The sequence below is a fragment of the Flavobacteriales bacterium genome (assembly GCA_021739695.1).
Taxonomy (GTDB): Bacteria; Bacteroidota; Bacteroidia; order UBA10329; family UBA10329; genus UBA10329.
Map to the genome: position 1 here is coordinate 1 of JAIPBM010000015.1, position 26,105 is coordinate 26,105.

The 26,105-nt window shown below is 46.9% G+C and carries 22 protein-coding genes; 19 read left to right on the plus strand and 3 right to left on the minus strand.

Annotation, left to right across the window (positions count from 1 at the left end):
* From K9J17_10435 to K9J17_10500, 14 genes are all read left to right on the plus strand, one after another.
* Positions 1-369, plus strand: a 369-nt coding sequence (locus K9J17_10435; GenBank protein MCF8277143.1) for an acetyl-CoA C-acyltransferase, incomplete at its 5' end; no start/stop codon positions are given.
* Complete coding sequence (locus tag K9J17_10440; protein MCF8277144.1) at positions 366-1,103, plus strand: T9SS type A sorting domain-containing protein; 738 nt, start codon at positions 366-368, stop codon at positions 1,101-1,103. The genes K9J17_10435 and K9J17_10440, both read left to right, overlap by 4 nt.
* 54 nt (positions 1,104-1,157) lie before the next feature.
* Positions 1,158-1,514, plus strand: coding sequence for a four helix bundle protein (locus K9J17_10445; protein MCF8277145.1), 357 nt, complete (start codon positions 1,158-1,160; stop codon positions 1,512-1,514).
* A gap of 226 nt (positions 1,515-1,740) precedes the next feature.
* Positions 1,741-3,870 (plus strand): enoyl-CoA hydratase/isomerase family protein, encoded by a 2,130-nt coding sequence (locus K9J17_10450; GenBank protein ID MCF8277146.1) that lies wholly within the window; start codon positions 1,741-1,743, stop codon positions 3,868-3,870.
* A 240-nt stretch (positions 3,871-4,110) separates the two neighbouring features.
* Positions 4,111-7,365, plus strand: a complete 3,255-nt coding sequence (locus K9J17_10455; GenBank protein MCF8277147.1) for a gliding motility-associated C-terminal domain-containing protein — start codon at positions 4,111-4,113, stop codon at positions 7,363-7,365.
* Positions 7,366-7,444: 79 nt separating this feature from the next.
* Complete coding sequence (locus tag K9J17_10460; protein MCF8277148.1) at positions 7,445-8,137, plus strand: c-type cytochrome; 693 nt, start codon at positions 7,445-7,447, stop codon at positions 8,135-8,137.
* Positions 8,134-9,333, plus strand: coding sequence for a cytochrome-c peroxidase (locus K9J17_10465; GenBank protein MCF8277149.1), 1,200 nt, complete (start codon positions 8,134-8,136; stop codon positions 9,331-9,333). The genes K9J17_10460 and K9J17_10465 overlap by 4 nt, the downstream gene beginning before the upstream one ends.
* 25 nt (positions 9,334-9,358) lie before the next feature.
* Positions 9,359-10,852, plus strand: a complete 1,494-nt coding sequence (locus K9J17_10470; protein MCF8277150.1) for a right-handed parallel beta-helix repeat-containing protein — start codon at positions 9,359-9,361, stop codon at positions 10,850-10,852.
* Positions 10,853-10,867: 15 nt separating this feature from the next.
* Positions 10,868-12,094: a right-handed parallel beta-helix repeat-containing protein gene (locus K9J17_10475; GenBank protein MCF8277151.1), complete on the plus strand. Its 1,227-nt coding sequence runs from the start codon at positions 10,868-10,870 to the stop codon at positions 12,092-12,094.
* Positions 12,094-12,957, plus strand: coding sequence for an SDR family oxidoreductase (locus tag K9J17_10480; GenBank protein ID MCF8277152.1), 864 nt, complete (start codon positions 12,094-12,096; stop codon positions 12,955-12,957). The genes K9J17_10475 and K9J17_10480 overlap by 1 nt, the downstream gene beginning before the upstream one ends.
* Positions 12,957-14,039 (plus strand): hypothetical protein, encoded by a 1,083-nt coding sequence (locus K9J17_10485; GenBank protein MCF8277153.1) that lies wholly within the window; start codon positions 12,957-12,959, stop codon positions 14,037-14,039. Before K9J17_10480 ends, K9J17_10485 begins: the two co-directional genes overlap by 1 nt.
* Positions 14,040-14,083: 44 nt before the next feature.
* Positions 14,084-15,709: an NAD(P)/FAD-dependent oxidoreductase gene (locus K9J17_10490; GenBank protein ID MCF8277154.1), complete on the plus strand. Its 1,626-nt coding sequence runs from the start codon at positions 14,084-14,086 to the stop codon at positions 15,707-15,709.
* Positions 15,706-16,230, plus strand: a complete 525-nt coding sequence (locus tag K9J17_10495; GenBank protein MCF8277155.1) for a hypothetical protein — start codon at positions 15,706-15,708, stop codon at positions 16,228-16,230. The genes K9J17_10490 and K9J17_10495 overlap by 4 nt, the downstream gene beginning before the upstream one ends.
* Before the next feature lie 46 nt (positions 16,231-16,276).
* Entirely contained in the window at positions 16,277-17,149 is an 873-nt protein-coding gene (locus K9J17_10500) for an alpha/beta hydrolase (protein ID MCF8277156.1), read from the plus strand.
* Here the strand turns inward: K9J17_10500 and K9J17_10505 are convergent.
* Positions 17,138-17,572 (minus strand): DedA family protein, encoded by a 435-nt coding sequence (locus tag K9J17_10505; protein MCF8277157.1) that lies wholly within the window; start codon positions 17,570-17,572, stop codon positions 17,138-17,140. The genes K9J17_10500 and K9J17_10505 overlap by 12 nt on opposite strands.
* A gap of 1 nt (position 17,573) precedes the next feature.
* The gene (locus tag K9J17_10510) at positions 17,574-18,035 is read right to left on the minus strand and encodes a VTT domain-containing protein (GenBank protein ID MCF8277158.1); all 462 of its coding nucleotides are present in this window, start codon (positions 18,033-18,035) and stop codon (positions 17,574-17,576) included.
* A gap of 62 nt (positions 18,036-18,097) precedes the next feature.
* Between K9J17_10510 and K9J17_10515 the strand changes: the two genes are divergently transcribed.
* Positions 18,098-19,399: a hypothetical protein gene (locus K9J17_10515; protein MCF8277159.1), complete on the plus strand. Its 1,302-nt coding sequence runs from the start codon at positions 18,098-18,100 to the stop codon at positions 19,397-19,399.
* Between the two features lie 130 nt (positions 19,400-19,529).
* On the opposite strand, the gene K9J17_10520 is transcribed toward K9J17_10515, so the two are convergent.
* Positions 19,530-20,564 (minus strand): CoA transferase, encoded by a 1,035-nt coding sequence (locus K9J17_10520; protein MCF8277160.1) that lies wholly within the window; start codon positions 20,562-20,564, stop codon positions 19,530-19,532.
* An 82-nt stretch (positions 20,565-20,646) separates the two neighbouring features.
* Between K9J17_10520 and K9J17_10525 the strand changes: the two genes are divergently transcribed.
* The 4 genes from K9J17_10525 (at position 20,647) to K9J17_10540 (ending at position 26,059) form a co-directional block, all read left to right on the plus strand.
* Positions 20,647-21,789, plus strand: coding sequence for a DEAD/DEAH box helicase (locus tag K9J17_10525; protein ID MCF8277161.1), 1,143 nt, complete (start codon positions 20,647-20,649; stop codon positions 21,787-21,789).
* Positions 21,790-21,822: 33 nt separating this feature from the next.
* Complete coding sequence (locus tag K9J17_10530) at positions 21,823-23,988, plus strand: radical SAM protein (protein ID MCF8277162.1); 2,166 nt, start codon at positions 21,823-21,825, stop codon at positions 23,986-23,988.
* 151 nt (positions 23,989-24,139) lie between these two features.
* Positions 24,140-25,498: a pyridoxal-phosphate dependent enzyme gene (locus K9J17_10535; protein ID MCF8277163.1), complete on the plus strand. Its 1,359-nt coding sequence runs from the start codon at positions 24,140-24,142 to the stop codon at positions 25,496-25,498.
* Between the two features lie 78 nt (positions 25,499-25,576).
* Entirely contained in the window at positions 25,577-26,059 is a 483-nt protein-coding gene (locus K9J17_10540; GenBank protein MCF8277164.1) for a DUF1761 domain-containing protein, read from the plus strand.
* Positions 26,060-26,105 lie beyond the last annotated feature (46 nt).

The following is a 26,105-nucleotide window of genomic DNA, read 5'->3' on the forward strand; positions in this document are numbered from 1 at the left end:
CTTGGACCTGCTTACGCAATGGGAAAAATCCTTGAGCGAAATGGCTTGAAGATGGAAGACATGGACGTGATTGAATTCCATGAGGCATTTGCCGGACAGATTCTAGCAAACATTGCGGCTCTTGCATCTGATGAGTTCTGCCAAGAAAATATTGGCCTCGACAAAGCTGTTGGCCAGATTCCAATGGACAAAATGAACCTGTGGGGCGGATCGCTTTCCATCGGCCATCCATTCGGAGCTACTGGTGCGAGAATCGTGACCACCACAGCTAACCGCTTGATTGCGGAAGGCGGCAAATACGGTCTATTGGCCGCTTGTGCTGCCGGTGCGCACGGTCATGCATGTATTTTGGAACGATACGAATCATGAGACTATTATCAATCATTCTACTCTCAGTAAGCCTTCAACTGAAAGCTCAGATTATTATTGAACCGTACGTTACGGGAGAATATAGAGACGATGTGGTTTATATCGGAACGTATCAATCGCCAGGCAATTGTTCGTTTAATGATGGTACCGATTTCACGTTTGACTTCTCGAACTTATTCCTTCCAGATGGAATGGAATTCGCGTTGATCGTAGATGCACCAGACCCGTCCAATGTTTCATTGATGAATGGTTGGCTTCCTGTAAGCGTAGGCGATTCAACCGTTTTCACATCCTCATCACAAGGACTTGGAATCACCGCAGCCAGTGGCCCTGCTACCATCAATTTTCATATTCGAGCAATAGGAACACCAACAACATCTGGTCAGGAATATCCCTGCTGGATTGATGAAGGTGTAACCGAAGCCCTTTGCGGAAACATCTACTCCCTTTATCAAGGAGAAAGTCTGGTTCCGTGTTTAGTTGCTCCCTCTGTTGGCATAGATGACGTTGAAATTCCAACAATCAGCATTGAACTGAACCAACTTGGATTATCAATAACCACTGACGAAAGTGGTCTTGTTTCCGCTTTTGGCTTGGATGGCCGTCAACTAATCTCTAAACAAGTTGACACTGGTTTTACATTCCTTACTCTTGCTTCACTCGCAACGGGAACATATGTTGTTCGGTTTGAAGGAGAAAAGAATACCATTTCAAAGAAAATATTACTTCAATAAGAGTAAAGGCGATTGATTGGCGAATAACGATTAACGAACAGCGATTTACGATTGATGACACCGCAGGAACTTGAAGACAGGTTGATCGCCTTTGCAGTTTCCATCGTTCGGATAACGGAAAAGATGTCAAATTCATACGCTTCGCGATACTATGCTAACCAACTGTTACGAAGCGGGGCTTCTCCAGCGTTAAATTATGGAGAGGCCAGATCAGCCGAATCAACAAAAGACTTCATTCATAAAGTGAACATCATTATTAAAGAGTTGAGGGAAAGCTTCATTTGTTTGAAGATCATTGAGCAGACAAATCTTCATTCAGAAATGAGTGTTATTCAGACAGCAAAATTAGAATGCAACGAACTGATTTCCATTTTCGTGGCAAGTGTAAACACCGCAAAAAAGAAACAATAGGAGTAACGTGAATCGACTGCAAACAATCGCAATTCGTTAATCGATAATCGTTATTCGCAAATTGAATACTATGAAAATGAGGGACGAAGAACGATTAACGATTGAAAATATAATTACCAATTGGAAGAAAAGCGTTCTCGGAAAAATAAATCACACCAATAACATCTATCGATTCCAGCCATTCACAATTCGTTAATCGATAATCGTTATTCGCAAATTGAATACTATGAAAAATAAGTACGTTGAAATAGAAAAACGAAACGGCATTGCCATCATTTGGATGGACGAGCAAGACTCGAAGATCAACAAGATCGGGCCGGATATGATCGACACCTTCAATCCGATGATGGATGAATTGGAGAAAGATCCTGAGGTGCGAGCTGCTGTGATGATCAGTCGCAAGAAGGACTTCATCGCGGGAGCAGACATTGAAGCTTTTGCCAATGTGAAGAAGGAAGGCGATTGGCAACCCATTGCCAAGAAAGGTCACGAGATTCTTGATCGACTTTCTAAAAGCAAAAAACCTGTTGTGGCCGCCATCAATGGTGCCTGCATGGGCGCTGGATTGGAGATTGCCTTGGCATGTGCCGCTCGCGTTGCTTCGGATAGTCCGAAAACAATCATGTCGCTACCCGAAGTGAAACTCGGTCTGCTGCCTGGCGGTGGCGGAACGCAACGACTTCCACGTTTGGTTGGTATTCAGAAAGCATTGGACATGATGCTTACCGGCAAAAACGTGTTTGCCTATCCTGCCAAGAAAATGGGATTGGTTGACCGAATTGCAACCAAAGAAGCCTTGCTCGATGCAGCCATTGTTCTCGCAAATGAGATTGCGAAGCGACCGCTCAAAAGAGAAGACAAGCGTTCGGGAATGGAGAAATTCCTTGAAGGAAATCCGATCACGCGCGGCATCATTTTCAAGAAGGCGAAGGAGATGGTTGACCGTCAGACGAACGGAAATTATCCAGCTCCTTACGAGATCATGGAATGTGTAAAAGTCGGAATGAGTTCGGGCGAAAAAGCGGGTTATGCCGAAGAGGTGAAACGCTTCGAAAAACTCATCCTCACGCCAGAGAGTTTCCAGCTTCGTGGCATTTTCTTCGCCATGACGGAAAAGAAGAAAAATCCGCAGGCCGCATTGGCACGCAAAACCGACACCATGGCCATGGTCGGTGCTGGTTTCATGGGTGCAGGAATTGCACAGGTTTCTGCCGCTAGGGATGTTCGAGTACTACTCAAGGACATCAAGCAGGAAACATTGACCCAAGCACGCAAAACCATTTGGGGCGACATTGGCAAGCGCGTGCAGCGCAAGGCGATGAACCAATTAGATGCCGACCGATTGATGAACCGCATCAACGGACAGCTCGATTACAACAATTTTGACAAGGTTGATGTGTTGATTGAAGCAGTCTTCGAAGACCTCAAAATCAAACATATTGTAATGAAAGAATGCGAGGAGCATTTGAGCAAGGACGCGATTTTCGCTTCCAACACCTCCGCACTTCCGATCAGCGAAATCGCGAAAGCAAGTAAACGACCTGAGCAGGTAATTGGGATGCACTACTTCTCCCCTGTTCCGAAAATGCCGTTGTTGGAAATCGTGGTGACAGATCAAACTGCTGATTGGGTCACGTCAACTTGCTACGACCTTGGTGTCCGTCAAGGAAAGACCGTGATCGTTGTGAAGGATGGTCCTGGTTTCTACACCACACGTATCCTTGCTCCGCTTTTGGGCGAAGCTCTAAACATGCTGGAAGAAGGTGCGGATGCCCTTCAGATAGATAAAGTGCTGAAGAAGTTCGGTTTCCCAGTTGGACCGATAACCTTGATGGACGAAGTTGGAATTGACGTTGGCGCGCACATCATGAGTGGTGAGTTGATGCAGCATTTCGTTTCCACCAGAAAAGGAGTGAAAGTTTCTCAGGCGATGAAGAAGATGTTCGATGCCGGATACCACGGTCGCAAGAACAAGAAAGGCTTCTATCAATATGATGAGAACGGCAAGAAGAAGCGCGAACTCGACCCTAACGTTTATAGCTTTTTCGGGGGCAACACCCGCAAGCAGTTTGACGAGAAGGAAATGTATGAGCGCATTGGCATGAGCATGGTAAGCGAAGCCGCTTTGTGTCTTCAAGAAGGCATCATTGCCAATCCGTTGGATGGCGATGTGGGTGCTGTTTTCGGACTCGGCTTCCCTCCTTTCCGTGGCGGACCGTTCCGTTACATGGACACACTTGGAGCGCAAGCAACGGTTGACATCTTCAACCGATTGGCAGCGAAACATGGCGAGCGTTTCCTTCCGCCTCAGATCATTGTTGATAAGGCGAAGGCGGGAGAGAAGTTCTATCAATAGACCGCCAAACCAAATGAAAGAAAAGCCGAGGCAATTGCTTCGGCTTTTTTGTTCGTCATGAGTTAAAAGAACATTGTAATTTACTGATTTGAATATCCAAGAGCTAACGCAAAACTGCAACCTGTTCCATGCTCTTCAGTGCGTAAAACACATCTATAACAAGTTATTTATTAATCTGACATCTTACTTTACGGAAGAAATTGCGACATTCATCTGTTCGTTTTCAGGTATCCATCGCAAATGCTTCGTCCCTCCCACTTTTTTGTTGCTGCATTAGGGCTTGCGCTTTTCCATGGCAGCTTGGCCAAGGCAGATGGAATTCAATTCATTGAGAATCTCGGGCAATGGAATTCGAAGGTGCTTTACAAGGTAGACATCCCCTCTGGAGCACTTTTTCTAGAGAAGGACGGTTTCACCTATTCGTTACTGGAACGGGAGACGCACCACCATCCACATGTGCAACATCCCGAATCGACCATGCTGAGGGGGCACGCTTTCAGAATGAAATTCGAACAGGCATCGGATGCGGTTCAGCACGCAGGAGATCACAAGAGCTCAAACTATCGAAACTACTTTATCGGAAACGACCCCGACCAATGGAAATCGTGGGTCTATGCTTATGCCGAAGTGAACTACACATCGCTCTATGATGGCATTGACCTCAAGGTCTATTCCCATAACGGTAGTCTGAAATATGATCTGATAATCGCACCCAATGCAAACCCCAACACCGTTGCCATGCATTACGAAGGATTGGACGATATGCGGGTGCTTGCAAGTGGCGATCTGAAACTCACCACCTCCATCATGGATGTTTTCGAGAAAAGTCCTGTTGCATTTCAGGTGATTGACGGACTGCGGAAAGACGTTGCATGCAAATTCAAACTCGAAGGAAAGCGCGTTTCATTTGAGTTCCCCAACGGCTATGACGAAAACCATGAACTCGTCATCGACCCTCAGTTGGTTTTTGCCTCCTACACCGGTTCTACCACCGATAATTTCGGAAGCACCGCCACGTTCGACAACAACGGGAACCTTTATGGGGCGGGAACAAGCTTCGGCTCAGGTTACCCTGTAACCACGGGAGCCTATACCCAACCAGCAGCTGGCAATACCGATATCGGCATCAGTAAGTTCAGTGCCGATGGCTCTACCTTATTGTATTCCACTTTTGTTGGTGGCGCCCATGCCGAATCGGTGAACAGCCTTATTGTAAACAGCAATGATGAACTCTATCTGTTGGGAACATCCAGTAGCTTGGACTATCCCTTAAGCACCACGGCATTCCAATCTACCAATGGCCGAGGGCAAGCCGTCAATTGGTCTGCATTGCCACCTTCCGGTTTTTCGTATGGCTATGGAATTGAACATGCCTTGGGATGCGACATCGTAATAACCAGATTAGCTGCTGATGGCTCCAATATCCTATCGTCAACCTTTGTTGGTGGAACCGATAATGACGGCCTGAATCCGAACACCATCCTGTACTATAATTACGGAGACCCCTTCAGAGGAGAGATAAACATTGATGCTGCCGGAAACGTGTATGTGGCCAGTTCTACCGAATCGGCCGATTTTCCTGTGACCGCAGGATCGGCTCAACCCAACATTGGAGGCGGCCGCGATGGCGTGGTTTTTAAGATGAATCCGAACCTAAGCACCATGCTTTGGTCCACATTCATTGGAGGTTCTTCAACAGATAATGCCTATTCCGTTCAGCTGAGTTCGTCAGGAGAAGTGGTGGTGGCTGGAGGAACGATCAGCAGCAATTTCCCTACAACTTCAGGCACACTTTTTCCTAATTCTCTCGGTCAGGCTGATGGATGGGTCACGAAAATCGCGCCTAACGGAAGTACTTTCAACGCATCTACCTTCATCGGAACGAACAAATACGACCAGGTCTATTTTGTGCAACTTGACCCCGATGACAATATTTTCCTTTTGGGCCAAAGCCTTGGCAATATCCCAACAACACCTGCAACGGTTTACAGCAATCCTAGCAGCGGGCAGTTCATCCAAAAATTGGACAATTCTCTGAGTACAGTTCTCGTATCTACTACCATCGGAACAAGCAGTGGTTCCATCGATTTTTCGCCCACGGCATTTCTGGTGAGCAACTGCTACCAGATATTTCTTTCCGGTTGGGGTGGTTCTACCAATCGGGAAGTTGGCAATGCAACTCAAAGCACAACCGTTGGGCTTCCCATTAGTTCCGATGCATTTCAGTCTACCACAGATGGCAGTGATTTCTACCTGATGATGCTCGAAAAAAACGTGGAAAGTCTGATCTACGGAACATTTTTCGGAGGTGCTCAAAGTGATGAACACGTTGATGGAGGCACGAGCCGATTTGACAAGAACGGAGTGGTCTATCAGGCCGTGTGCGCTGGTTGTGGCAATCATGATGATTTTCCGACAACACCTGGGGCTTGGTCCAACACAAACAATTCTAGCAATTGCAATTTGGGTGTGTTCAAATTCGACCTTAATCAGGTTATTGCTGTTCCTGCGTTCAACGTGCTTCTCGAAAATTGTGAGTATCCCCTCGAAGTTGAATTCAGCAACACGAGTTCGGGCGCCAATACCTTTTTATGGGATTACGGAGATGGAGTAGTTTCTACCGCATTCGATGGCAGTCACTTTTATGCTGACCCAGGAAGTTATGAGGTAAGCTTATTGGCTTCCGATTCTGCGGGATGCCTGACACCCGACTCCGCCACCTTACAATTCGATATTCCCATTCCACCGGTGATCTTGGCTTTTGGAACAGACACCATCTGCGCATTAGACACGGTGCCTCTAGGTGTTGATGGCGTGGGAATAGCAAGTTATGAGTGGATTCCTCCCGGGTCATTGGATGACCCATATTCAACCCAACCCAATGCAAACCCAACAGAAACCACGGTCTATACCGTATTGGCAACCGACTCTATCGGATGCACCGTTTCTCAAGAGGTCATTGTTTACGTATCAGACCCTCCTCCGCTTGATGCAGGGGAAGATGCATATCTGCAACCAGGAGTTTACGGAGAGTTGACCCCAAATGTGAATCCTGGAAACATCGTTGAATGGACGCCTCCTGAAGGATTGAGCTGCACAGATTGCCCGAATCCGATTGCCAATCCGGAAGAAACCACCACTTACTATATTCTTGTGACCGATGAGCTGGGTTGCACCAACACGGATTCCGTAATCGTATACGCCTACCCGACCATCTATGTGCCTAATGCATTCACTCCTGGCGGAAACAACAAAAACCCCATATTCTACGCCTATGGAAGAGGAATTGCAGATTTCACGTTGACCATTTATAGCCGCTGGGGACAGGTGATTTTCCAAAGTACCGATCTAGACACAGGTTGGGATGGAACCATGAACGGCACCGATGTGCAAACGGGTGTGTACATCTGGAGCCTGAAATACACCACTGATATTGAGCCGCTTACCATACACACAGACATTGGGCATGTCACCCTTCTCAGAAACGTGTATTAGTCGATTTATGCCTAAAGTGTGAATGCTGGACGATAAGTTAAAGCACAATTACGCATCTTCGCAGTAAATCGCATCTATCATGAAAAATAACCTTGTTTATCCCGTCTTGCTGCTTGCAATTATCCACCTTTTTGGTTGTAGCAGTAAATCGGAAAAACCAGCTGAACCGGAAGTTGCCCAAACAGATCAGCCAGCGGCTGTAACCGGAAACGCCCAAAAAGGTCAATCGTTGTATGTGGTGTGCTCAACTTGCCATGGCCCACAAGCTGATGGAATGCTTGCATTGGGCGCTCCTGCCTTAGCAGATCAAGAGCCTTATTACTTGCATCAACAGTTGCAGAACTTCAGAACCAACAAGCGTGGTATTCATGAAAAAGATGTGTTTGGCGCTCAAATGGCACCTATGGCAAAAACGCTGAATGGAGAAGGAATTGACGATGTGATCGCTTACATCAAAACCATGCCTTCTCCCAAAGTAGTACCAACGATGGCGGGAGGCGATGCCGAGAACGGGAAAGCCTATTACAACATGATCTGTGGCGCATGTCACGGCCCAGGTGCTGTTGGGATTGAGTCGCTGCATTCACCTCGATTGGTCGGTCTTCAGGATTGGTATGTGGAACGTCAGCTCAATAACTTCCGACAAGGAGTACGTGGTACGGTTGATGGAGACACATACGGTGCGCAGATGCAGCAGATAGCCTTGTCAATTCCAGATGATAAAACAGTGAGCGACCTCATCGCGTACATCAATTCGCTGAGCGCTGAATGAGAAACTCGCTCGCAGGAATCGTTTTTCTGTTAGCGGCCATTTCGTTCGCCCTTTCATCCTGCGAAAAAGATATTGTTCCGAATGATGCGGAGGGTACACAAGAAATAGTCTCCACCTCTAACGGTGAATTCGAACTCTGCAAAAACTGTCCGCCAGGATTTGAGCTGACGGATGAAGGCATTTGCAAACTCCGTTCGCTTTATCAGCAATATGCTTCTCTTACAGATCAAGGCGTTGGAGGGTTGAAAACTGCACTTCCTGAATTCCGAGACGGTTTCACCCCGCAACAGATAGACCTTGGCCGCTACCTTTTCTTCGACCCCATTCTTTCTAAAGATGGAACAATAAGTTGCGCTTCGTGCCATCAACTCGAAAAAGCGTTCAGCGATGGCTTGGCAACTAGTGTTGGAATTGGCGGGCAAGAGGTAAAACGTGGGGCGCCAAGTTTGTGGAACGTGGCCTTCCTCAAACTTTTCTTTTGGGATGGACGAGCCACAACCTTGGAAGAACAGATGCAGGGTCCGCTTTTCGCAGAAAACGAAATGGGAACAACGCCTCATAATTTGCGTGAGACCATCAACTCCATTCCCAATTATGGCAAAATGTTCCGCGTAGCGTTTCCAGAACGGAATGAGGCCAAAATCCAGTTGGAAGAAATCTATACGGCTTTGGCAGCTTTTCAGACATCGCTCATTTCTCTCAATAGCCGCTACGACCAATACGCGCACGGTTTTCATGGCGCGTTGAATCCGCAGGAAATTGAAGGAATGAATGTGTTCCGTTCGTTTGTGGCCCGCTGTGCCGAATGCCACACGCCACCGCTTTTCACTAATCAGCAACTGGCTGTTCTGGGAACGCCAGAGCCTGAAGGACGCGAGTTGGATCCAGGAGCGCAGGTTCCTTACAACGATGTTTCGCTGCGGGCAGGATTCAAAATTCCGAGTCTGAGAAATGTGGCGCTAACCGCTCCATACATGCATTCGGGTAGGTTTAAAACACTTCGCGAAACAGTAGAATTCTACACCAAGGGTCGCGGCCATGCCGTTCCCGAAGGAGAAAATCTCTACTTGCATTGGCACATTTGGGAGCCCGAGCTCTCAGATAACGAGTTAGATCGACTCGTAGATTTCCTCCAAACACTTACGGATGAAAGCTTTATGCCAAAACGTCCAGATCGATTACCTTCATCGCCTTGATAAAAATCAACTCTCTCAAAACACCATGAAAAAAGCCATCATTTGGATCATTGTAAGCGCACTCGTCTTCGCGATCGGTGTCTATTTCGGTAAAGTAAAATTCTCAGCTTCTGGCCCTGCCGCCCCTCCCCCAACCTTCTTTGAAGGTGGCGATGGAACAATGGCTGTTGATCTTTCAGAGAAAAACGTTATCGAAGTAAAGGATGGCCAATCTATCCAAGAAGCTGTTGGAAAGGCAAATCCGGGTGACCTAATCCGTGTTTATCCTGGAACGTATCACGAATGCGTCTACATCGATAAGGACAACATAACGCTTCAAGGCGTTATCCAAAAAGGGAATTGGCCAACATTGGATGGAAGTAAGGACGGTGAGAAAGTCTTGAATGATGCGATTCTCTATTCGGGGTCGAATATGCTGATCGAGAACTTCAAGATCGTTCAGTACAAGGGTAACGGCATCATGGGTCAGGCAGGAAACAACTTCCTCATTCGCAACAATTGGATCATCGAATCAGGTGTTTACGGCATCTTCCCAGAATTCGGGAAAAATGGTCTTATCGAGCACAACATTCTTAGCGGAATTGCGGATGCAGCCATTTACGTTGGCATGTGCGACAACATTGATGTGAAGTACAACGAGGTATACGAAAGTGTGGCTGGAATTGAGATTGAGAACTGCCGTCATGCTTTGGTAGAAGGCAATTACACACACGATAACACAGGCGGAATCCTCGCCTTTATCACTCCTGGACTTCCCATCAAAACCTGCTTTGATGTGATCATCCGAAACAACTTCGTTGTAAACAACAACCACGAGAATTTCGGAAAACCGGGCGCCATCATATCGTTGCTTCCTAAAGGAACAGGGATTATTGTAATGGCTGCTGATGATGTGGTGATTGAGAACAACATCATTACCGGAAACGGAAACACGGGAATAGCAATTACCGACCTGAGTTTTGGTTCTCAATTATCGAAAGATACTGCGGTTGAACCAAATCCTGACCGTGTGGTGATTCTGGACAACGTGATGTATGGAAATGGAGAAAACCCAGTGGCTGACATTAAAGCGGCCATGGCTACTCAAATGGACACGAAAGGTCCAGACATTCTTGCTTACGGAGGCGGTGTTGGAAGTTGCATCCGTAATCGGGACATGTACCGAACATGGGGATTGGAAAATTATGCAAGTTGTGAATTGGCCAGTACTGCTAACGTAAAATCGTACTTGTTGGCGGAACCGGTCGCACCTAGAGAATTGGAGACGGATGAAAAAGGAAAGATGGCCTATTACGGAGTTTGCTCTGGTTGCCATGCCTACGATGTCCGCATGATCGGGCCTCCTGTTCAAGCCATTCAAGCCATGTACAAAGACAATCCGCAAGGCTTGGCCGACTACATAGCCAATCCTGTTCGTAGACGTGAGGATTATCCGGAAATGCCGCCTCAGAATTACTTGACAGAAGAAACCCGTTTAGCCGTTGCTGAGTTCATGCTCAACTTCGAAAAGAAAAAATAATCAACCCAACCCCAAATGACCATCAACCATAAACTTCTCAGCATAGCGGCAAGCGCTATGCTGTTTACTTCATGCGCCCAACCCAAACTGAGCTCCGAAGAACTTCACAAGAAGTTGCAAGAGGAGATGATCGCGGTGCAGGAAGGTGGCGTGATTGAGATTCCTGAAGGAACATACGAGTTCACGAGCGATCTTTCTATGCGCGATGTGAAAAACGTGACCATAAAAGGTGCGGGAATGGATAAGACCATCATCAACTTCGGTAAACAGACCGATGGCGCACAGGGTTTTTATATCAAAGCTGATGGCGTGACCATTTCTGACATGACCATTCAGGATTTGAGTGGTGATGGAATCAAAGTGCACGAAAGCAAGAATGTGACCATCCGAAACGTGAAGGTTGAATGGACAAATGGTTCTTCCTCAGCTAACGGTGCCTATGCGCTTTATCCTGTGCTCTGCGATGGATTGTTGATTGAGAAATGCACGCTCACAAATGCGAGCGATGCAGGGATTTACGCAGGACAAAGTCGCAACGTGATTCTTCGCGACAATTACGCTTCCATGAACGTGCAGGGAATTGCGATTGAAAACTGCTCGTTTGTGGATGTTTACAACAACACTTGCGAAGGAAATGCCTGCGGAATCGCGTTCTACAACCTTCCAGACCTCATCGAAAAGCAAGGAACAAACGTTCGTATCCACGACAACATCATCCGAAACAACAACCACGATAACTTCGGAAATCCGGGGGCAATTGTAGGAGTTCTTCCAGGCGGAACAGCAAGCTTCATCTTGGCAGGAAGAAACATTGAAATGGATCACAACACCTTCTCAAATCACAAAACCACCAGCACGGGCATCATCAGCTACCAATTGACGGAGCGTCCGTATGAAGACAGCCTCTTCTACCCTTTCTCAACTGGAATCAACGTTCACGATAACATCTACGAAGACCAAGAACCGATGCTGCCAGACACCACAAAACGTTTGGGTAAGCTGATGGCCTCGTTGTTCGGAGCAAAATCGCCTCATATCGTTTATGATGGCATTTTCGATCCTGCGCTTATCAACATGGAAACCATGACCATTGCGCCTGAGGACATGATCTGCATCAAGAACAACAACACAACTTTCTGCAACTTCAATGCTCCTAGCAACTTTCAAGACCTGAGTACGGAATTGGAAGGCTTTGATTGCGAACATCCAAGACCAGAATCTCCTGTCAAAGAAGAAATCTGATGAACGGAAAAACAGTCGTCATCACAGGCGGAAACGCGGGAATCGGCAGAGCCACCGCCATTGATCTTGCCAAGAAAGGTGCAAATGTGGTGATCACATCTCGCTCAGAAGACAAAGCGAAAGAAGCGGTTGCGGAGATCAAGAAATCGTCAGGAAACGAGAAGGTTGATTTTGTGACCATTGACCTGAGTTCGCAGAAATCAGTTCGCGAAGCGGCAGAAAAAGTGAGAACGAAATGTCCAAAGATTGATGTCTTGATCAATAATGCCGGATGCTATGTTTCTGACCTGCAACTGAATGTTGATGGGTTGGAAATGCAGTTCGCCACGAATCATTTGGGACATTTTCTACTGACCAATCTGTTGATGGACAATCTGAAAGCCGCAGGAAAAGCGCGCATCGTCAACCTCGCATCGATTGCCCACAAATCAACCCGTGAACTGGACCTCAACGACATCAATTTCGAAAAGTCTGGTTATGGCGGTTGGAAATCGTATTCGCGTTCCAAGTTCTGCAACATCCTTTTCACAAAAGAATTGGCCAAGCGATTGGAAGGAACGGGCATCACTGCCAATGCAGTTCATCCAGGCGGTGTGCGCACCGAAATTGCCGAAAAGAACGCCAATTGGTTCACAAAACTTGGTTGGATTTTGAGCAAGCCGCTGATGGTTACAGTGGAAGAAGGTGCAAAAACATCCATTCATTTGGCATCATCGCCAGATGTTGAAGGAGAAACAGGCGGTTATTGGGTAAAAAGCAAAAAATTCTTCAGCAATCGCCCATCACAAGAACCCGAAACGGCCAAGGCACTTTGGAAAAAGAGCGAAGAATTGGTTGGTCAGGAATTTCCATTGGGTAATTGATGCGCAAGCTCCTCATCATAGGAATTATTGTTGCTGTTTGGATTGGATGCAGCGAAAAACCGTCTCTTGAAGGTCCTGTGAATGTTCCCATTTCGGGAGATTATTTCAAGAAATTATCCGAGTATCATCTATTCCGAGGCGATCTGAAAAACCTTGAAGCAAATGATGGCGTGCTGCCTTACACACTGAATTCCACTCTCTTCACTGATTACGCTCACAAAGCGCGATTCGTTTGGATGCCTGATGGAAAAGCAGCCGAGTACAATCCAACACGAGAGTTTGATTTTCCTGTCGGAGCTGTTCTCGTAAAAAACTTCTATTATCCGCTTGATTTTAGAGATGAAAGCAAAGGACGAAGGATCATTGAAACGCGGTTGTTAATACATCGCGAAGATGGTTGGGTCGGACTTCCGTACATCTGGAATGAGGAACAAACGGATGCGCAATTGGAATTGGCAGGAGGTCGAACGGATGTTTCGTGGATTCATGATGATGGCACGAAGAAATCCGTCAACTACGTGATTCCGAACAAGAACCAATGCAAAGGCTGCCACGAATACGATAAGGCGATGGTTCCCATCGGGCCGAAAGCCAAGCATTTGAACCGAGATTTTGCATATGCGGATGGAGAAATGAACCAGCTGGAAAAGTGGGTATCGAAAGGTTATCTAGCGAGATTTTCGTCTTCAGAAATAACCCCGAAACTGGCTGTTTGGGATGATGAATCAACCGGCACGTTGGATGAACGCGCCCGAGCTTGGCTCGACATCAATTGTGCGCATTGCCACAATGCGAAAGGTCCGGGAAATACATCAGGTTTCTTCTTGAATATCGAAGAAACAGATTGTACCAAACGTGGTTTCAAGAAGACCAATGTGGCTGCTGGTCGCGGTGGCGGACAGTACATGTACGACATTGCTCCTGGTCAACCCGACAGTTCCATCATGGTTTACAGAATGGAAAGCACCGATCCGGGCATCATGATGCCTGAATTAGGTAGAAAATTGGTGCATGAAGAGGCAATGGTTGTCATTCGCCAATGGATTGCAGAGATGGACGAGAACAAGCCATGCGTCAACTAAGCACAACTCACTATCTTGTCAATTTTATCAACTCAGTAAACTAAATGGCAACAGGAACACCTTGGAAACGACTTGAGAAGAAAACAGGATACGATGCCATCGTCATCGGTTCGGGATTGGGCGCCATGACATTCGGGGCCATTATGGCCAAAATGGGCAAGAAGATCCTGTTGCTCGAAAAACACTACGTTCCGGGCGGTTTCACGCACGTTTTTAAGCGGAAAGAATACGAATGGGACGTGGGAATTCACTACGTAGGAGATGTCCATCATGATTTTACATTCATGAGCATTTTGTTCGACTACATTTCTGACCATCAGCTGAAATGGCAAGAAATGGATGAGGTTTACGACCGCATCGTTCTGGGAGAAAACGTCTATGATTTCAAAGCGGGAAAAGAGAATTTTCTGGAGATGCTTTATGAACGCTTTCCAGGAGAAGAAGACGCCATAGACAACTACATCAAACGGGTTTATCAGTCTGCTGCGCAGAACAAGAAATTCTTTCAAGAGCGGGCGTTGCCATCCATTTTGAGTGTGCTTTTCGGGTCAATGATGACCAAGAAGTATTATGAATTGTCGGACAAAACCACAAGCGAGGTTTTGGACGAGATCACCGACAATAGAGAATTGAAAGCTGTGCTTGCCGGACAATATGGTGACCACGGAATGCCTCCGGGAGAAAGCAGTTTCGCTATTCAATCTGTGGTGAACAAGCATTACTGGAAAGGCGGTGCATTTCCTATAGGTGGCTGCCAGCGCATTGCGGAAACCATTATTCCGGTGATTGAAAAAGCAGGTGGAGCGGTTGCTGTGCGCGCTGGAGTTGAGAAGATAATTGTCGAAAATGGAAAAGCCACAGGTGTGCTGATGGAAGATGGTACAATCCTCGAAGCTCCGATGATCGTGAGCAGCGCAGGTTATCTGAACACCTTCGGAAGATTGCTGGACAAAGACATTCAAAATGCCATTGGTTTTAGTCCTGAAAAGGGCGTGCCACCTTCGGTTTCGCATGTTTGTTTGTATATCGGTTTGAAAGAAAACCTCCGCGAATTAGGAATTGGCAATACGAATTATTGGGTTTATCCGCATAACGATCATGACCGTGGCGTGAAGGAATACATGGCCGATCCGAGCAAACCGTTTCCTGTCACATACATTTCTTTCCCATCAATCAAAGACCCTGAATGGGACGATCGTTATCCTGGAAAGAGCACGATTGAAATGATCACGCTGGCGCCTTACGAATGGTTTGCCAAGTGGGAAGACGAGCGCTGGAAACACCGTGGTGAGGAGTACGAAGCCTACAAGGAAGAATTCGCGCAGCGCTTGTTGAAAGAACTTTACAAGCAGTTTCCGCAATTGGAAGGAAAGATTGATTACTACGAACTTTCCACGCCACTTTCTACTAAGCATTTTGTGAACTACGAGCATGGCGAGATCTATGGCCTCGACCACTCTCCTGCCCGCTTCCGAATGAAGGAACTTCGTCCGAAAACACCTATCAAAAATCTATACCTGACAGGTCAGGATATTGTGACAGTTGGAATTGGCGGTGCGCTGATGAGCGGACTACTGACCGCAGCTCACGTAACCACCAGTTTCACCCTTGCTGACAAGATCGTTGATTCGGTGATGAAACAGCGCGAACAACTAAAAAAACAAGCATGAAACGAATGATTCCCTTTTTATTTGTTGGATTTGCTGCCTGCAACCAACCCACAGACCAACCAAGCGCAGCCGAAGAAAACGTAGTTGCGCGAACCAAAACAATGGAATATGCTGTGGACCTGAATTCGGTGTTTCATCAAGATCTGAATGACGAGGATTTTTCGGATGTTTCGCCACTCAGTGTGCAACTAATCGCGGATGTGCTTTCTGGAAAACTGAAGGCTTATGACCGTTCGTCAGATGAAGTATTGAGCGCAGAACAGGTAAAGAATATGCTGCAATTCACAGACACCATTTGGTTTGAGGAGGAGGAAACCGGGGATAAATCCATTGAAATTTTCGAACGAGATTACTCCAAAGATTTCTACGGATTGACCTTTAGAGAACAGTGGAGTTATGATGCAGAAGGCTCCATCATCAATCGAAAAATTTTGGGCCTAGCGCCAAGAATCCCTGTCTACTCATCGCAAGGTGGAGATCTGCGTGGTTATACCTCTGCTTTTTGGGTGAAGTACGATTGAACCTGATTCGTCCTTTCGTGTTCTTATTGCTTGAATCATCATTCAAGTGAAAAAGCGCTACATCTTTCTTCTCGTTTTTATTGGACTTCATATTCCACTTGCGATCTGGTATTTCAACAGCCCAATGTCGGTGGCAAATGACGAAGACACTTATGAATACTTCGAAGATGAAGGATTGAAATGCAGCATCGGTCACGATCGTATTTTCAATCATCCACTGCGCTGGGTTGAGGTTTCAACGCTCGATGAGGACAGGCTTCCAATCGTGATTTTCACGCACGGTGCGCCTGGAGCCGCCAATAATTTCTTCCAGTTCCTAACTGACACTTCCCTTCTGAAATATGCTCGGTTGATCTCGATCGATCGTTTGGGCTACAGTCCTGATGACCAAGGGAATGCTGAGGTTTCGATTCAAAAACAGAGCGAGGCAATTGCCAAGGTGCTTTCGCATTACGCCTATCCGTACGTGATTGCGGTGGGGCATTCTTATGGCGGACCGATCACTTCCAGTTTTGTGTTGGATAATCCTGAAAAGGTCAAGGCGGCTGTTTTGCTTGCTCCTGCTCTCGACCCAGACGAAGAGAAGGATTTTGCCATTGTGAAATTCACAGAATGGAAAGCGACACGTTGGGCTGTTCCTGCATTTTTTATGGTGGCCGCTGCGGAGAAAAAGGCACATGAGGCTGAACTGCGAAAGCTTCTTCCGAAATGGAAGGCCGTGCAAACTCCGTTCATTCATGTACACGGAACGGATGATGATATTGTTCCGTACGAGAACATTGCATTTTCGAAACGGATGATTCCTGATTCGCTATTGACGGTGATCACCATTGAAGGCGGAACACACATGACTCCTTGGGAAGATGAAGACCTCGTCAAGGATCAACTTTTGCAGCTTCTGTACGAATCACATCAGTAAGGTTCCCCAATAGATTGAAACATATCGGCCTAGCTTGCCAAGGAACATCCAAAAAGCTGTGAGCCAAAATTGTGCACGGAAATAACCTAACGCAATAGAAATGACATCGCCAACAAAAGGAAGGAAACTTAGTATGGCAAAGAAACTTCCGTAACGGTCAATTTTGGGTTTCCACTCTTTCAGTTTGGTCTCTTTCACTCCAAAGTATTTCTCCAACCAATGCCACTTACCTAGGTAGCCGAGTCCGTAAGAACTCATTCCGCCCAACCAGTTTCCGAGTGTTGCGGTGCCAATAGCCACAATTGGATCAGCTCCACCAACCAGCATAGCAGCTAAAACTGCTTCGGAAGAAAATGGAAGAACTGTAGCCGAGAGAAAACTGGCCAAGAACAACCCTAAGTATCCCCATTCTAACCAATCCATGTTAGTTCATCAACCAAATGATGCCCGCATAACGAACCGCTTTGCCCACAAACATCCACCAGGCGGTGTTGCGCGCGTTGGCGTGGAAAAAACCAAGGGCGAGAAGAATCACGTTCCCGAGGATGGGCAGCCAACCCAAAATGGCGAAATAGGCTCCATATTTTTCCACGCGATGTTCCCAATCCAATAGTTTTTGGTGCTTAACTCGGAAGTATTTCTCAATCCAATCGAGCTTGCCGAGGTGACCGATCCAGAACGTGGTGTACCCGCCAATGCAATTGCTAACCACCGCGATAACGAAAAGTGCAAATGGATCAAGACCTTCGTTGAGCAGAACAGCCAAAACAGCTTCGGAAGAAAACGGGACAACAGTACCCGAAAGAAATCCAGCCAAACCCATTCCCCAATAACCCCATTCCTGAAGTATCTGATGTAAGGTTGCTAAGAGCTGATGCCAATCCATGGCCGAAAGGTAGCCACACCGTTTGGGATTGTTTTACTTTAGCCATTCATCTTAACAAATCGATGAAACGTCCACATTTTTCCTTTCTCCTTATTAGTTTTTTCCTCACTGCTTGCACCACCCCCAAATGGCCGATGCAAACGGAATATCCGTCAGAAGTTCAGACTGCTTTGCAGGAGTTTCTACCGAAGCTGGAAGTTTCTCCAGATGATCCTGCCTTGCACGATGAAGGCTTTGATTTCAACAAGGAATATTGTCCGCAGTTGAGTGATCCGTATTGGTTGATTCCATCGCTTGATTTGCCGGAAGGAGTTAATCCGCAGAATTCAAACAATAACGTCTCAATCACCATTTTCAATCATCGGTTATTCTTGGCTTTCAGGACGGGACCCACGCATTTTGCTTCGAAGAAAACGGGGCTTTACATCATTTCCACTTCGGATGGAAAAGCATGGCGAAAGGAAAAAGAGATCTTCATTGGGCGGGACATGCGTGAACCGTTTCTTGTTCCGATCGATGGAAAACTGCACTTCTACACTTTTGGTGCAGGCACAAAAATGACCGCTTTTGAGCCTGAATTCATTGACCATTTTACTACGGACGGAAACGGGAATTGGAGCGAACCCGAAAAGGTTTTAAACTTGGGAGAAGTGCATTGGAGCATGAAAAACCGAAACGGCTCGACCTTCATGACGAGTTACATCGGTTCGCACTACGAGTTGCAGGGACCTTCGAAAGTGCGCATGTACTTCAAGCAGACCGATGATGGTGTGAATTGGAAATCAATGAACGATACGGGCGCGGTTTACTTCGGTGGTGTGTCTGAAACGGCTTGGGAATTTGACCGCGACAAGAACCTGTGGGCCGTAACGCGTTTGGAAGATGGTGACAACTCTGGTTTCGGTTCGCACGTGGCCTTTGCGAAAGCAGACGATTACGGCAATTGGGAATTCCCAGATACAGCTGATACGAGGTGTTTCATGTCGCCAAAGATGTTCCGACATGGTGATGACCTCTACCTGATAGGTCGCAGGCAGTTGGGTAAAAAGCCATTCGGAAAGGTGAAACGGACCAAGAAAATGTCGGCACAGCGAAAGGGAAATTGGGTTGGATATTCGCTTTCTCCGAAGACAACCGCACTTTTCAAGATCAACAAGGAAACACGCAAAGTGGAATGGGTGATGGATCTTCCTGGTGCAGGCGACACAGCTTTTCCTTCGATTATTCGACTAGACAAACACCGTTTTCTGGTTGCGAATTACACTTCTCCCATAAATCATCAGAAACGCGATTGGCTGATGGGCCAATTGGGCAAAACGAAGATCTATTTGCAGGTCATTTCGTTTGCTCCCTGCGCGAATTGATTGAACCGCAAAGACGCAGAGATTTCGCGGAGGGTGCAAAGGAGTTACGCGTCATTCCGAGCATAGCATTTGCGAAGTCGAGGAATCTAGCAACAGATGTCTCGGCTCGTTCCTCGCTCGACATGACGAGCTAGTTTAAAAGCGCTTCATTATCCGCACCCAACTTCGGTGCTCGAGATAATTCCACTGACCCGAAAGACGTTGGGAATCCGTTCCTGAAAAGCGGATGCGCTGCGGCCTCTTGAACAGTCAGAACAGGTGAAAGACAAACATCTTCCTTTTCCAATTTATCAACCCAGAATTGCATGGATTGCGTGGCGAATTGAGCAGCAACTTCATCAATCAGTTCGACTTCCATGAGCCTTCCTCCCCACTCTGCGTGGTCCATCAGGTTGCAGAATTTTTGCCAGAACTTGGGTTCTAAAGCACCAAGCGCCACATGTCGGCCATCAGAACATTTGTAGATGTTGTAAGAAGCCAATCTGCCCGACAGATAGCCATTACTCGTTCCTGTTTTCAATTCTTCTGCAATGCGCATCGTCTGCAAAACAGAAACATTATGCGTCATCGAAACATCTACGTGTTGGCCTTCGCCTGTTCGTTCTCGATGAAGCAAGGCCGAAGTAGTTGCATTCAAAGCCATCATAGAACCACCAGCCACATCGGCCAATTGCGCAGCAGAGATGATTGGATTCCCACTCTTATCTCGCTGCGCATCCAGCATTCCTGAGTAGCTCAGATAGTTGATGTCGTGGCCGGGAGTTGCGGCCATTTCCCCTGTTTGTCCATAGCCAGTAATGGCAACAAGAATGATCTTGGGATTTCGCTTTTTGAGTGTTGCGTAGCCCAAACCGAAGGCATCCATCACACCCGGACGGAACTGTTCGATGACCACATCAGCGGTTTCTACCAGCTTCAGAATGGCTTCCTTTCCTTCCTCCGAACGGTAATCGATAGATAGGCTTTTCTTGCCAGCATTCAGGGTTGAATAGAACACGGAAACCCCGTCTTTCATGGGCGGATAAAAGCGAACAGGATCAGGTGAACTTGGACTTTCTACTTTAATGACCTCCGCGCCTTGCTGCGCCATCCAAAGCGTGGCCAAAGGGCCAGGCAAGAGTTTGGTAAAATCGAGAATTCGGTAGCCTTGGAGTGCTTGGTTCATGGGGTGAAAATACGAGTTGGAATCGTCTGCTTGCGTTGATAAGCTTGCATATCTTGGCGGCATCTTAAAATCAAGAACAACCATGTCTTTCGATTTGTTAGGGCTTTCCCGTTTTCTTCTGAGTGCACTCGAAAGTCAAAAGTATGAGAAGCCATACCCTATTCAGGAACAGGCCATTCCGGCCATTCTGAATGGGAAAGATGTGTTGGGAATTGCTCAGACGGGTTCGGGAAAAACGGCCAGTTACGTATTGCCTGTTCTGATGAATTTGGATGGACAAACGGTCAAGAAAAACCGACACATCAACGTGTTGGTGATGGTGCCAACGCGGGAATTGGCGATTCAGGTTGAAGCTGTTTTCAAGCTTTTCGGGGCGGCCATGCCATTTCCTTTCAAGTCGATGGCGGTGTATGGTGGTGTTTCAATCAATCCGCAAATGAAGGCGCTGAGCAACGTGAATGTACTGGTGGCAACGCCCGGAAGATTGCTGGAATTGGCCGATTCGAATGCTTTGCAATTTTCTTCGGTCAGCACGCTTATTTTGGATGAGGCGGACAAGATGCTGAATCTCGGATTCAAATTGGAAATGGACCGCGTTTTTGCGCTTTTGCCCGCTAAGCGGCAGAATCTGCTGTTCTCGGCCACGCTCAATCCTGATGTGGAGAGCATGAAGCGCGTGTTATTGAATGATCCTGTGGTCATCAATGTTGTGCCTGAAAAAGAGGCGATTGAACTCATTGATCAGGTCGGTTATTTCGTTTCCGATGAGAAGAAAGGACCGCTACTTCGTTACTTGATCAGACAGAAGAAAATGGAGCAAGTGTTGGTGTTCACATCTTCGGTTTACCAAGCAGACCTTGTGGCTGAGAAACTGAGCAAGAATGGCATTTCGGCACGAGCCATTCACAGCAAGAAAAGTCAAGGGAACAGGACGGAGTCGCTGCATTATTTCAAGACAGGAGAACTGACGGTTTTGGTTGCGACTGACCTGCTTTCACGCGGCATCGACATCGAATTCCTTCCCTTCGTGATCAACTACGAATTGCCTCGTTCGCCAAAGGATTTTGTGCATCGCATTGGTAGGACTGGCCGAGCAGAAAACCTCGGAAAAGCCATTTCATTTGTCACGCCAGACGACCAACATCATTTCAAGATCATTCAGAAGAAAATGAAGAAAGTGGTGGATATGATTGATTCGGAAGCCCTTGATCTGCGAGGGGCATAAGCCAAGTCGCGGGTTTACAATTAAGTTTGCTTCGTGAGCCAGAAGATCCTTTTAGTCAGTCCGCCCTTTACCCAGCTGAATACGCCTTATCCGGCTACGGCCTACCTCAAGGGTTTTCTGAACACGCAATGCGTTCCCTGCACACAGATGGACCTTGGAATGGAGACCATTCTCCGCTTGTTTTCGAAAGCTGGTCTGAGAGACCTTTTTGCTGTCGCGAAAGGGAGACTTGACGAAGCATCGGACAATTCCCTACGTATTTACGCGCTTCGCGAGCGTTACATCAGTACCATCGATGCTGTCATTAGCTTTTTGCAGGATGAAGACCCTACGCTTTCGCACTTCATTTGCGAACGGAACTTCCTACCCGAAGCTTCCAAATTTGAACAGATGGAAGACTTGGAATGGGCTTTCGGAACAATGGGAATTCGCGACCAAGCACGGCATTTGGGCACGCTTTACTTAGAAGACATCAGCGATTTTATTGTGGAATTGATAGATCCGCATTTTGGCTTTAGTCGCTATGCAGAGCGATTGGGCATGTCGGCTCGTTCTTTTAATGAATTGTATGACGAACTGAACTCAGAAACGAGTTTTATCAGTGAGTTGATGCTTTCTGTTTTCAAGGAAAAGATCAAAGATGAAAAGCCCACACTTGTTTGTCTTTCTGTCCCTTTTCCAGGAAATCTTTTCGCTGCTTTCAAGTGCGGGCAATGGTTGAAACTTAACCATCCGAATATCACTGTTGCAATGGGTGGCGGATTTCCCAATACAGAGCTGCGGTCGTTGTCCGATCCTCGGGTTTTTGAGTTTGTGGATTTCATCACTTTGGATGATGGTGAAGCACCTTTGATGGAGCTGCTTTCTCATCTAGATGGAAGTCTTGAAAAGGAAAAGCTAAAACGCACATTCACGCTCGTTGACGGAGACGTGAAATATCTCAACGGAAGCACAAATCCTGACATCAAACAAGAGAATGTCGGTACGCCAGATTACACAGGACTACCACTGAAAAGATATTTGTCGGTCATCCAACTGACCAACCCGATGCACCGACTTTGGAGCGATGGTCGCTGGAACAAACTGACCATGGCGCACGGTTGCTATTGGGGCAAGTGCACCTTCTGCGATATTTCTCTGGATTACATCCGGAATTATGAAGGTTCATCGGCCACGTTGACCGTTGACCGCATGGAACAACTCGTTGCCCAAACAGGCGAACGCGGTTTCCATTTTGTGGATGAAGCAGCTCCGCCAGCGCTGATGAAAGCCATAGCGCTGGAAATTCTGAAACGCCAATTGGTGGTGACCTGGTGGGCCAACATCCGCTTTGAAAAGAGCTTTAATTATGACCTCTGCCGACTGCTAGCTGCTTCGGGTTGCATTGCCGTTTCGGGCGGATTGGAAGTAGCTTCAGACCGTTTGTTGAAACTGATTGCCAAAGGCGTTACGGTGGAACAGGTGGCGAAGGTGAACGATAACTTCAATCGGGCGGGAATTATGGTGCATGCCTATTTGATGTACGGTTTCCCAACACAGACAGCACAGGAAACCATCGACTCGCTGGAAGTTGTGCGGCAGCTTTTTGAAACGAATGTGCTGCAGTCGGCTTTCTGGCATCGCTTTGCCATGACGGCTCATAGTCCTGTTGGGTTGAATCCGGAGAAGTTCAAGGTGAAAATTGTGGGAGAATCTGTTGGTTCTTTCGCCAATAACGATCTGCAGCACGAAGACCCGACCGGTGCCGATCACGACCAATTCAGCGCAGGATTGAAGAAATCGCTGTTCAATTTCATGCATGGCGTTGGTTTCGGCCTACCGTTGCAAGAATGGTTTGAGCATAAGGTTCCGAAAGCGAGCTTGAAACCTGATATGATTGAGGGTTATTTGGCACAACCTGATGAAAGAATACTCAAACAAACATCTAGCGTAATTTGGCTTTCTGGCCCTGCGGCTTACGATGAAAATGAAGGCGTTCTGACCATTGACACCAATAGGGAAACGATACAATTGGAGTGTGATGAACCAGAAGGTTTGTGGTTGGAAAGCGTACTGAGTGAGCTAACTCCAAGTGGAGAACCTTGGTCGTTCAGTAGGTTGAAAGAAGATTTTGAAGACTTCGGGATGGAGGATTTTGAACTCTTTTGGGAGGATGGCTTGATGCTGGAGCTTCGGGAAATTGGGCTACTTGTGCTATGAGTCGCGTTAAGGATGGAAGCGGCATCCTTTTTTGCCTTTTCGCAAAAAAGATACAGCGGACAGCCTGACCCCTTGCGCAGCTTGGGGAAACGCCCAAAAAGAAGTCTTCTGAAGACAATGCTGAGAAAAGGAGGTTTCTACCTTTGCGGCCATGTACTACAACAATATTCTAGAGACGATAGGCAACACGCCTTTGGTGAAACTGAACAAGGTTTGTAAGGATCTTCCGTGCACGGTTTTGGCCAAGGTGGAAACGTTTAACCCTGGACATTCGATAAAAGATCGGATGGCGTTGCAAATGATTGAGGACGCTGAAGCGGACGGTCGGTTGAAACCCGGTGGGACCATTATTGAAGGCACTTCGGGCAACACGGGAATGGGTTTGGCGCTAGCTGCTATTGTGAAGGGTTACCGCTTGATCTGCACGATGCCAGACAAGCAGAGTAAGGAGAAGATGGATATTCTGCGGGCGATGGGTGCTGAGGTTGTTGTGACGCCTACGAATGTGGAGGCGGACGACCCGCGTTCTTACTATTCGGTAGCAAGGAGATTGAATCAGGAAATTCCGAATTCGTTCTACCCGAATCAGTATGACAATCTGAGCAATCCGAAGGCGAATTATGAGCAGACCGGACCAGAAATTTGGGAACAGACCGAAGGGAAAGTGACGCATTTGGTTGTAGGCGTTGGAACGGGCGGAACCATTTCAGGTGCTGGAAAATATCTGAAGGAACAGAACCCGAATATTCAAGTTTGGGGAATAGATACTTATGGTTCTACGCTAAAGGCGTATCACGAAACGGGTAAGATCGATCCGAATGAGATCTATTCGTACGTGACGGAAGGGATTGGCGAAGACATCATTCCTAAATGTGTTGATTTCAGTGTGATCGATCTTTTTGAAAAAGTTGGCGACAAGGAAGGTATGTTGATGACCCGCGAACTGGCGAAGAAGGAAGGAATTCTAGTGGGAAACAGTGCTGGATGTGCGATTCAAGGATTGCTTCAATTGAAAGATAAACTGAAGCCAACAGACCTCGTAGTGGTGATCTTCCATGATCATGGAACGCGCTACGTTGGTAAGATCTTCAACGATGATTGGATGCGCGATCGTGGATATTTGGACAAGGGCCGAATAAGTGTGGTAGAAGTGCATGGCGCTAAGCAGCCTGAATTGCTGTCGGTTGAGGCAGATGATTCCGTGGCTGATGTGGTGAAACTCATCACAGAAAAGGACATCTCTCAGGTGCCTGTGTTTGAGAATGGTAAGCCCGTTGGATCGGTAACCGAAGGGAAATTGTTCAGTCATCTGTTCAATAAACCGGAAGACCGGAATTGCAAAGTGCGTGATATTATGCAACCTACTTTCCCAGAAGTTGACGCCAACAAAAGCGTGACCGAAATTGCCGATATGTTTGACAAGGAAACACCAGCTGTGCTTTACAAAGATGGCTCTGGAACGTATCGTATTCTGACCAAACACGACATTATCAAGGCGATTGCAGATTAAAATTTGGCTGCTGGGATAGTTTGATTTATTGATGGTAAAAACTACCTTGGTTCAACTAACCAATAAACCTAAACCATCATGAATTTTCCCATTATTCTGGGCGCAGCCCTTATTCCAACCATTGTTGGATTCATTTATTACAATCCGAAATTTGGCCTTGGAAAGGCATGGATGAGCGCTTCGGGCGTGACCGAAGAAATGGCCAAAACAGGTAACATGGCCGTGATCTTTGGTGTGTCGCTTCTGCTAAGTGTCCTTCTTGCCGTGCAAGTGAATATGCTCGTAGTGCATCAAGGACACATCGCCTCGCTGTTTGTAGGTCACGAAAGTCCAGAAGCTACCGCCTATATTGAGAATTTCATGACACAGTACGGAACACTGCACAGAACATGGTCGCATGGAGTTGTTCACGGAATCCTGTCAGGTGTTTTCTTCGTGCTTCCAGTGCTTGGCACCAATGCCCTTTTTGAGCGAAAAGGATTCAAATACATTGCCGTGAACTCAGGATATTGGATCATGACCTTGGCCATTATGGGAGCGGTGATCTGCATGTTCCCGTAATCACATTTAAATAATCTGAAAAGGAGAGGTTTCTTTGCGGAACCTC

Coding starts and splice junctions, on each gene's coding strand:
- K9J17_10520 (MCF8277160.1), bottom strand. CDS start 20,564: ATGAACCAAGCACTCCAAGGCTACCGAATTCTCGATTTTACCAAACTC.
- K9J17_10455 (MCF8277147.1), top strand. CDS start 4,111: ATGCTTCGTCCCTCCCACTTTTTTGTTGCTGCATTAGGGCTTGCGCTT.
- K9J17_10470 (MCF8277150.1), top strand. CDS start 9,359: ATGAAAAAAGCCATCATTTGGATCATTGTAAGCGCACTCGTCTTCGCG.
- K9J17_10485 (MCF8277153.1), top strand. CDS start 12,957: ATGCGCAAGCTCCTCATCATAGGAATTATTGTTGCTGTTTGGATTGGA.
- K9J17_10465 (MCF8277149.1), top strand. CDS start 8,134: ATGAGAAACTCGCTCGCAGGAATCGTTTTTCTGTTAGCGGCCATTTCG.
- K9J17_10510 (MCF8277158.1), bottom strand. CDS start 18,035: ATGGATTGGCATCAGCTCTTAGCAACCTTACATCAGATACTTCAGGAA.
- K9J17_10460 (MCF8277148.1), top strand. CDS start 7,445: ATGAAAAATAACCTTGTTTATCCCGTCTTGCTGCTTGCAATTATCCAC.
- K9J17_10495 (MCF8277155.1), top strand. CDS start 15,706: ATGAAACGAATGATTCCCTTTTTATTTGTTGGATTTGCTGCCTGCAAC.
- K9J17_10475 (MCF8277151.1), top strand. CDS start 10,868: ATGACCATCAACCATAAACTTCTCAGCATAGCGGCAAGCGCTATGCTG.
- K9J17_10490 (MCF8277154.1), top strand. CDS start 14,084: ATGGCAACAGGAACACCTTGGAAACGACTTGAGAAGAAAACAGGATAC.
- K9J17_10505 (MCF8277157.1), bottom strand. CDS start 17,572: ATGGATTGGTTAGAATGGGGATACTTAGGGTTGTTCTTGGCCAGTTTT.
- K9J17_10480 (MCF8277152.1), top strand. CDS start 12,094: ATGAACGGAAAAACAGTCGTCATCACAGGCGGAAACGCGGGAATCGGC.
- K9J17_10540 (MCF8277164.1), top strand. CDS start 25,577: ATGAATTTTCCCATTATTCTGGGCGCAGCCCTTATTCCAACCATTGTT.
- K9J17_10445 (MCF8277145.1), top strand. CDS start 1,158: ATGACACCGCAGGAACTTGAAGACAGGTTGATCGCCTTTGCAGTTTCC.
- K9J17_10450 (MCF8277146.1), top strand. CDS start 1,741: ATGAAAAATAAGTACGTTGAAATAGAAAAACGAAACGGCATTGCCATC.
- K9J17_10515 (MCF8277159.1), top strand. CDS start 18,098: ATGAAACGTCCACATTTTTCCTTTCTCCTTATTAGTTTTTTCCTCACT.
- K9J17_10525 (MCF8277161.1), top strand. CDS start 20,647: ATGTCTTTCGATTTGTTAGGGCTTTCCCGTTTTCTTCTGAGTGCACTC.
- K9J17_10535 (MCF8277163.1), top strand. CDS start 24,140: ATGTACTACAACAATATTCTAGAGACGATAGGCAACACGCCTTTGGTG.
- K9J17_10440 (MCF8277144.1), top strand. CDS start 366: ATGAGACTATTATCAATCATTCTACTCTCAGTAAGCCTTCAACTGAAA.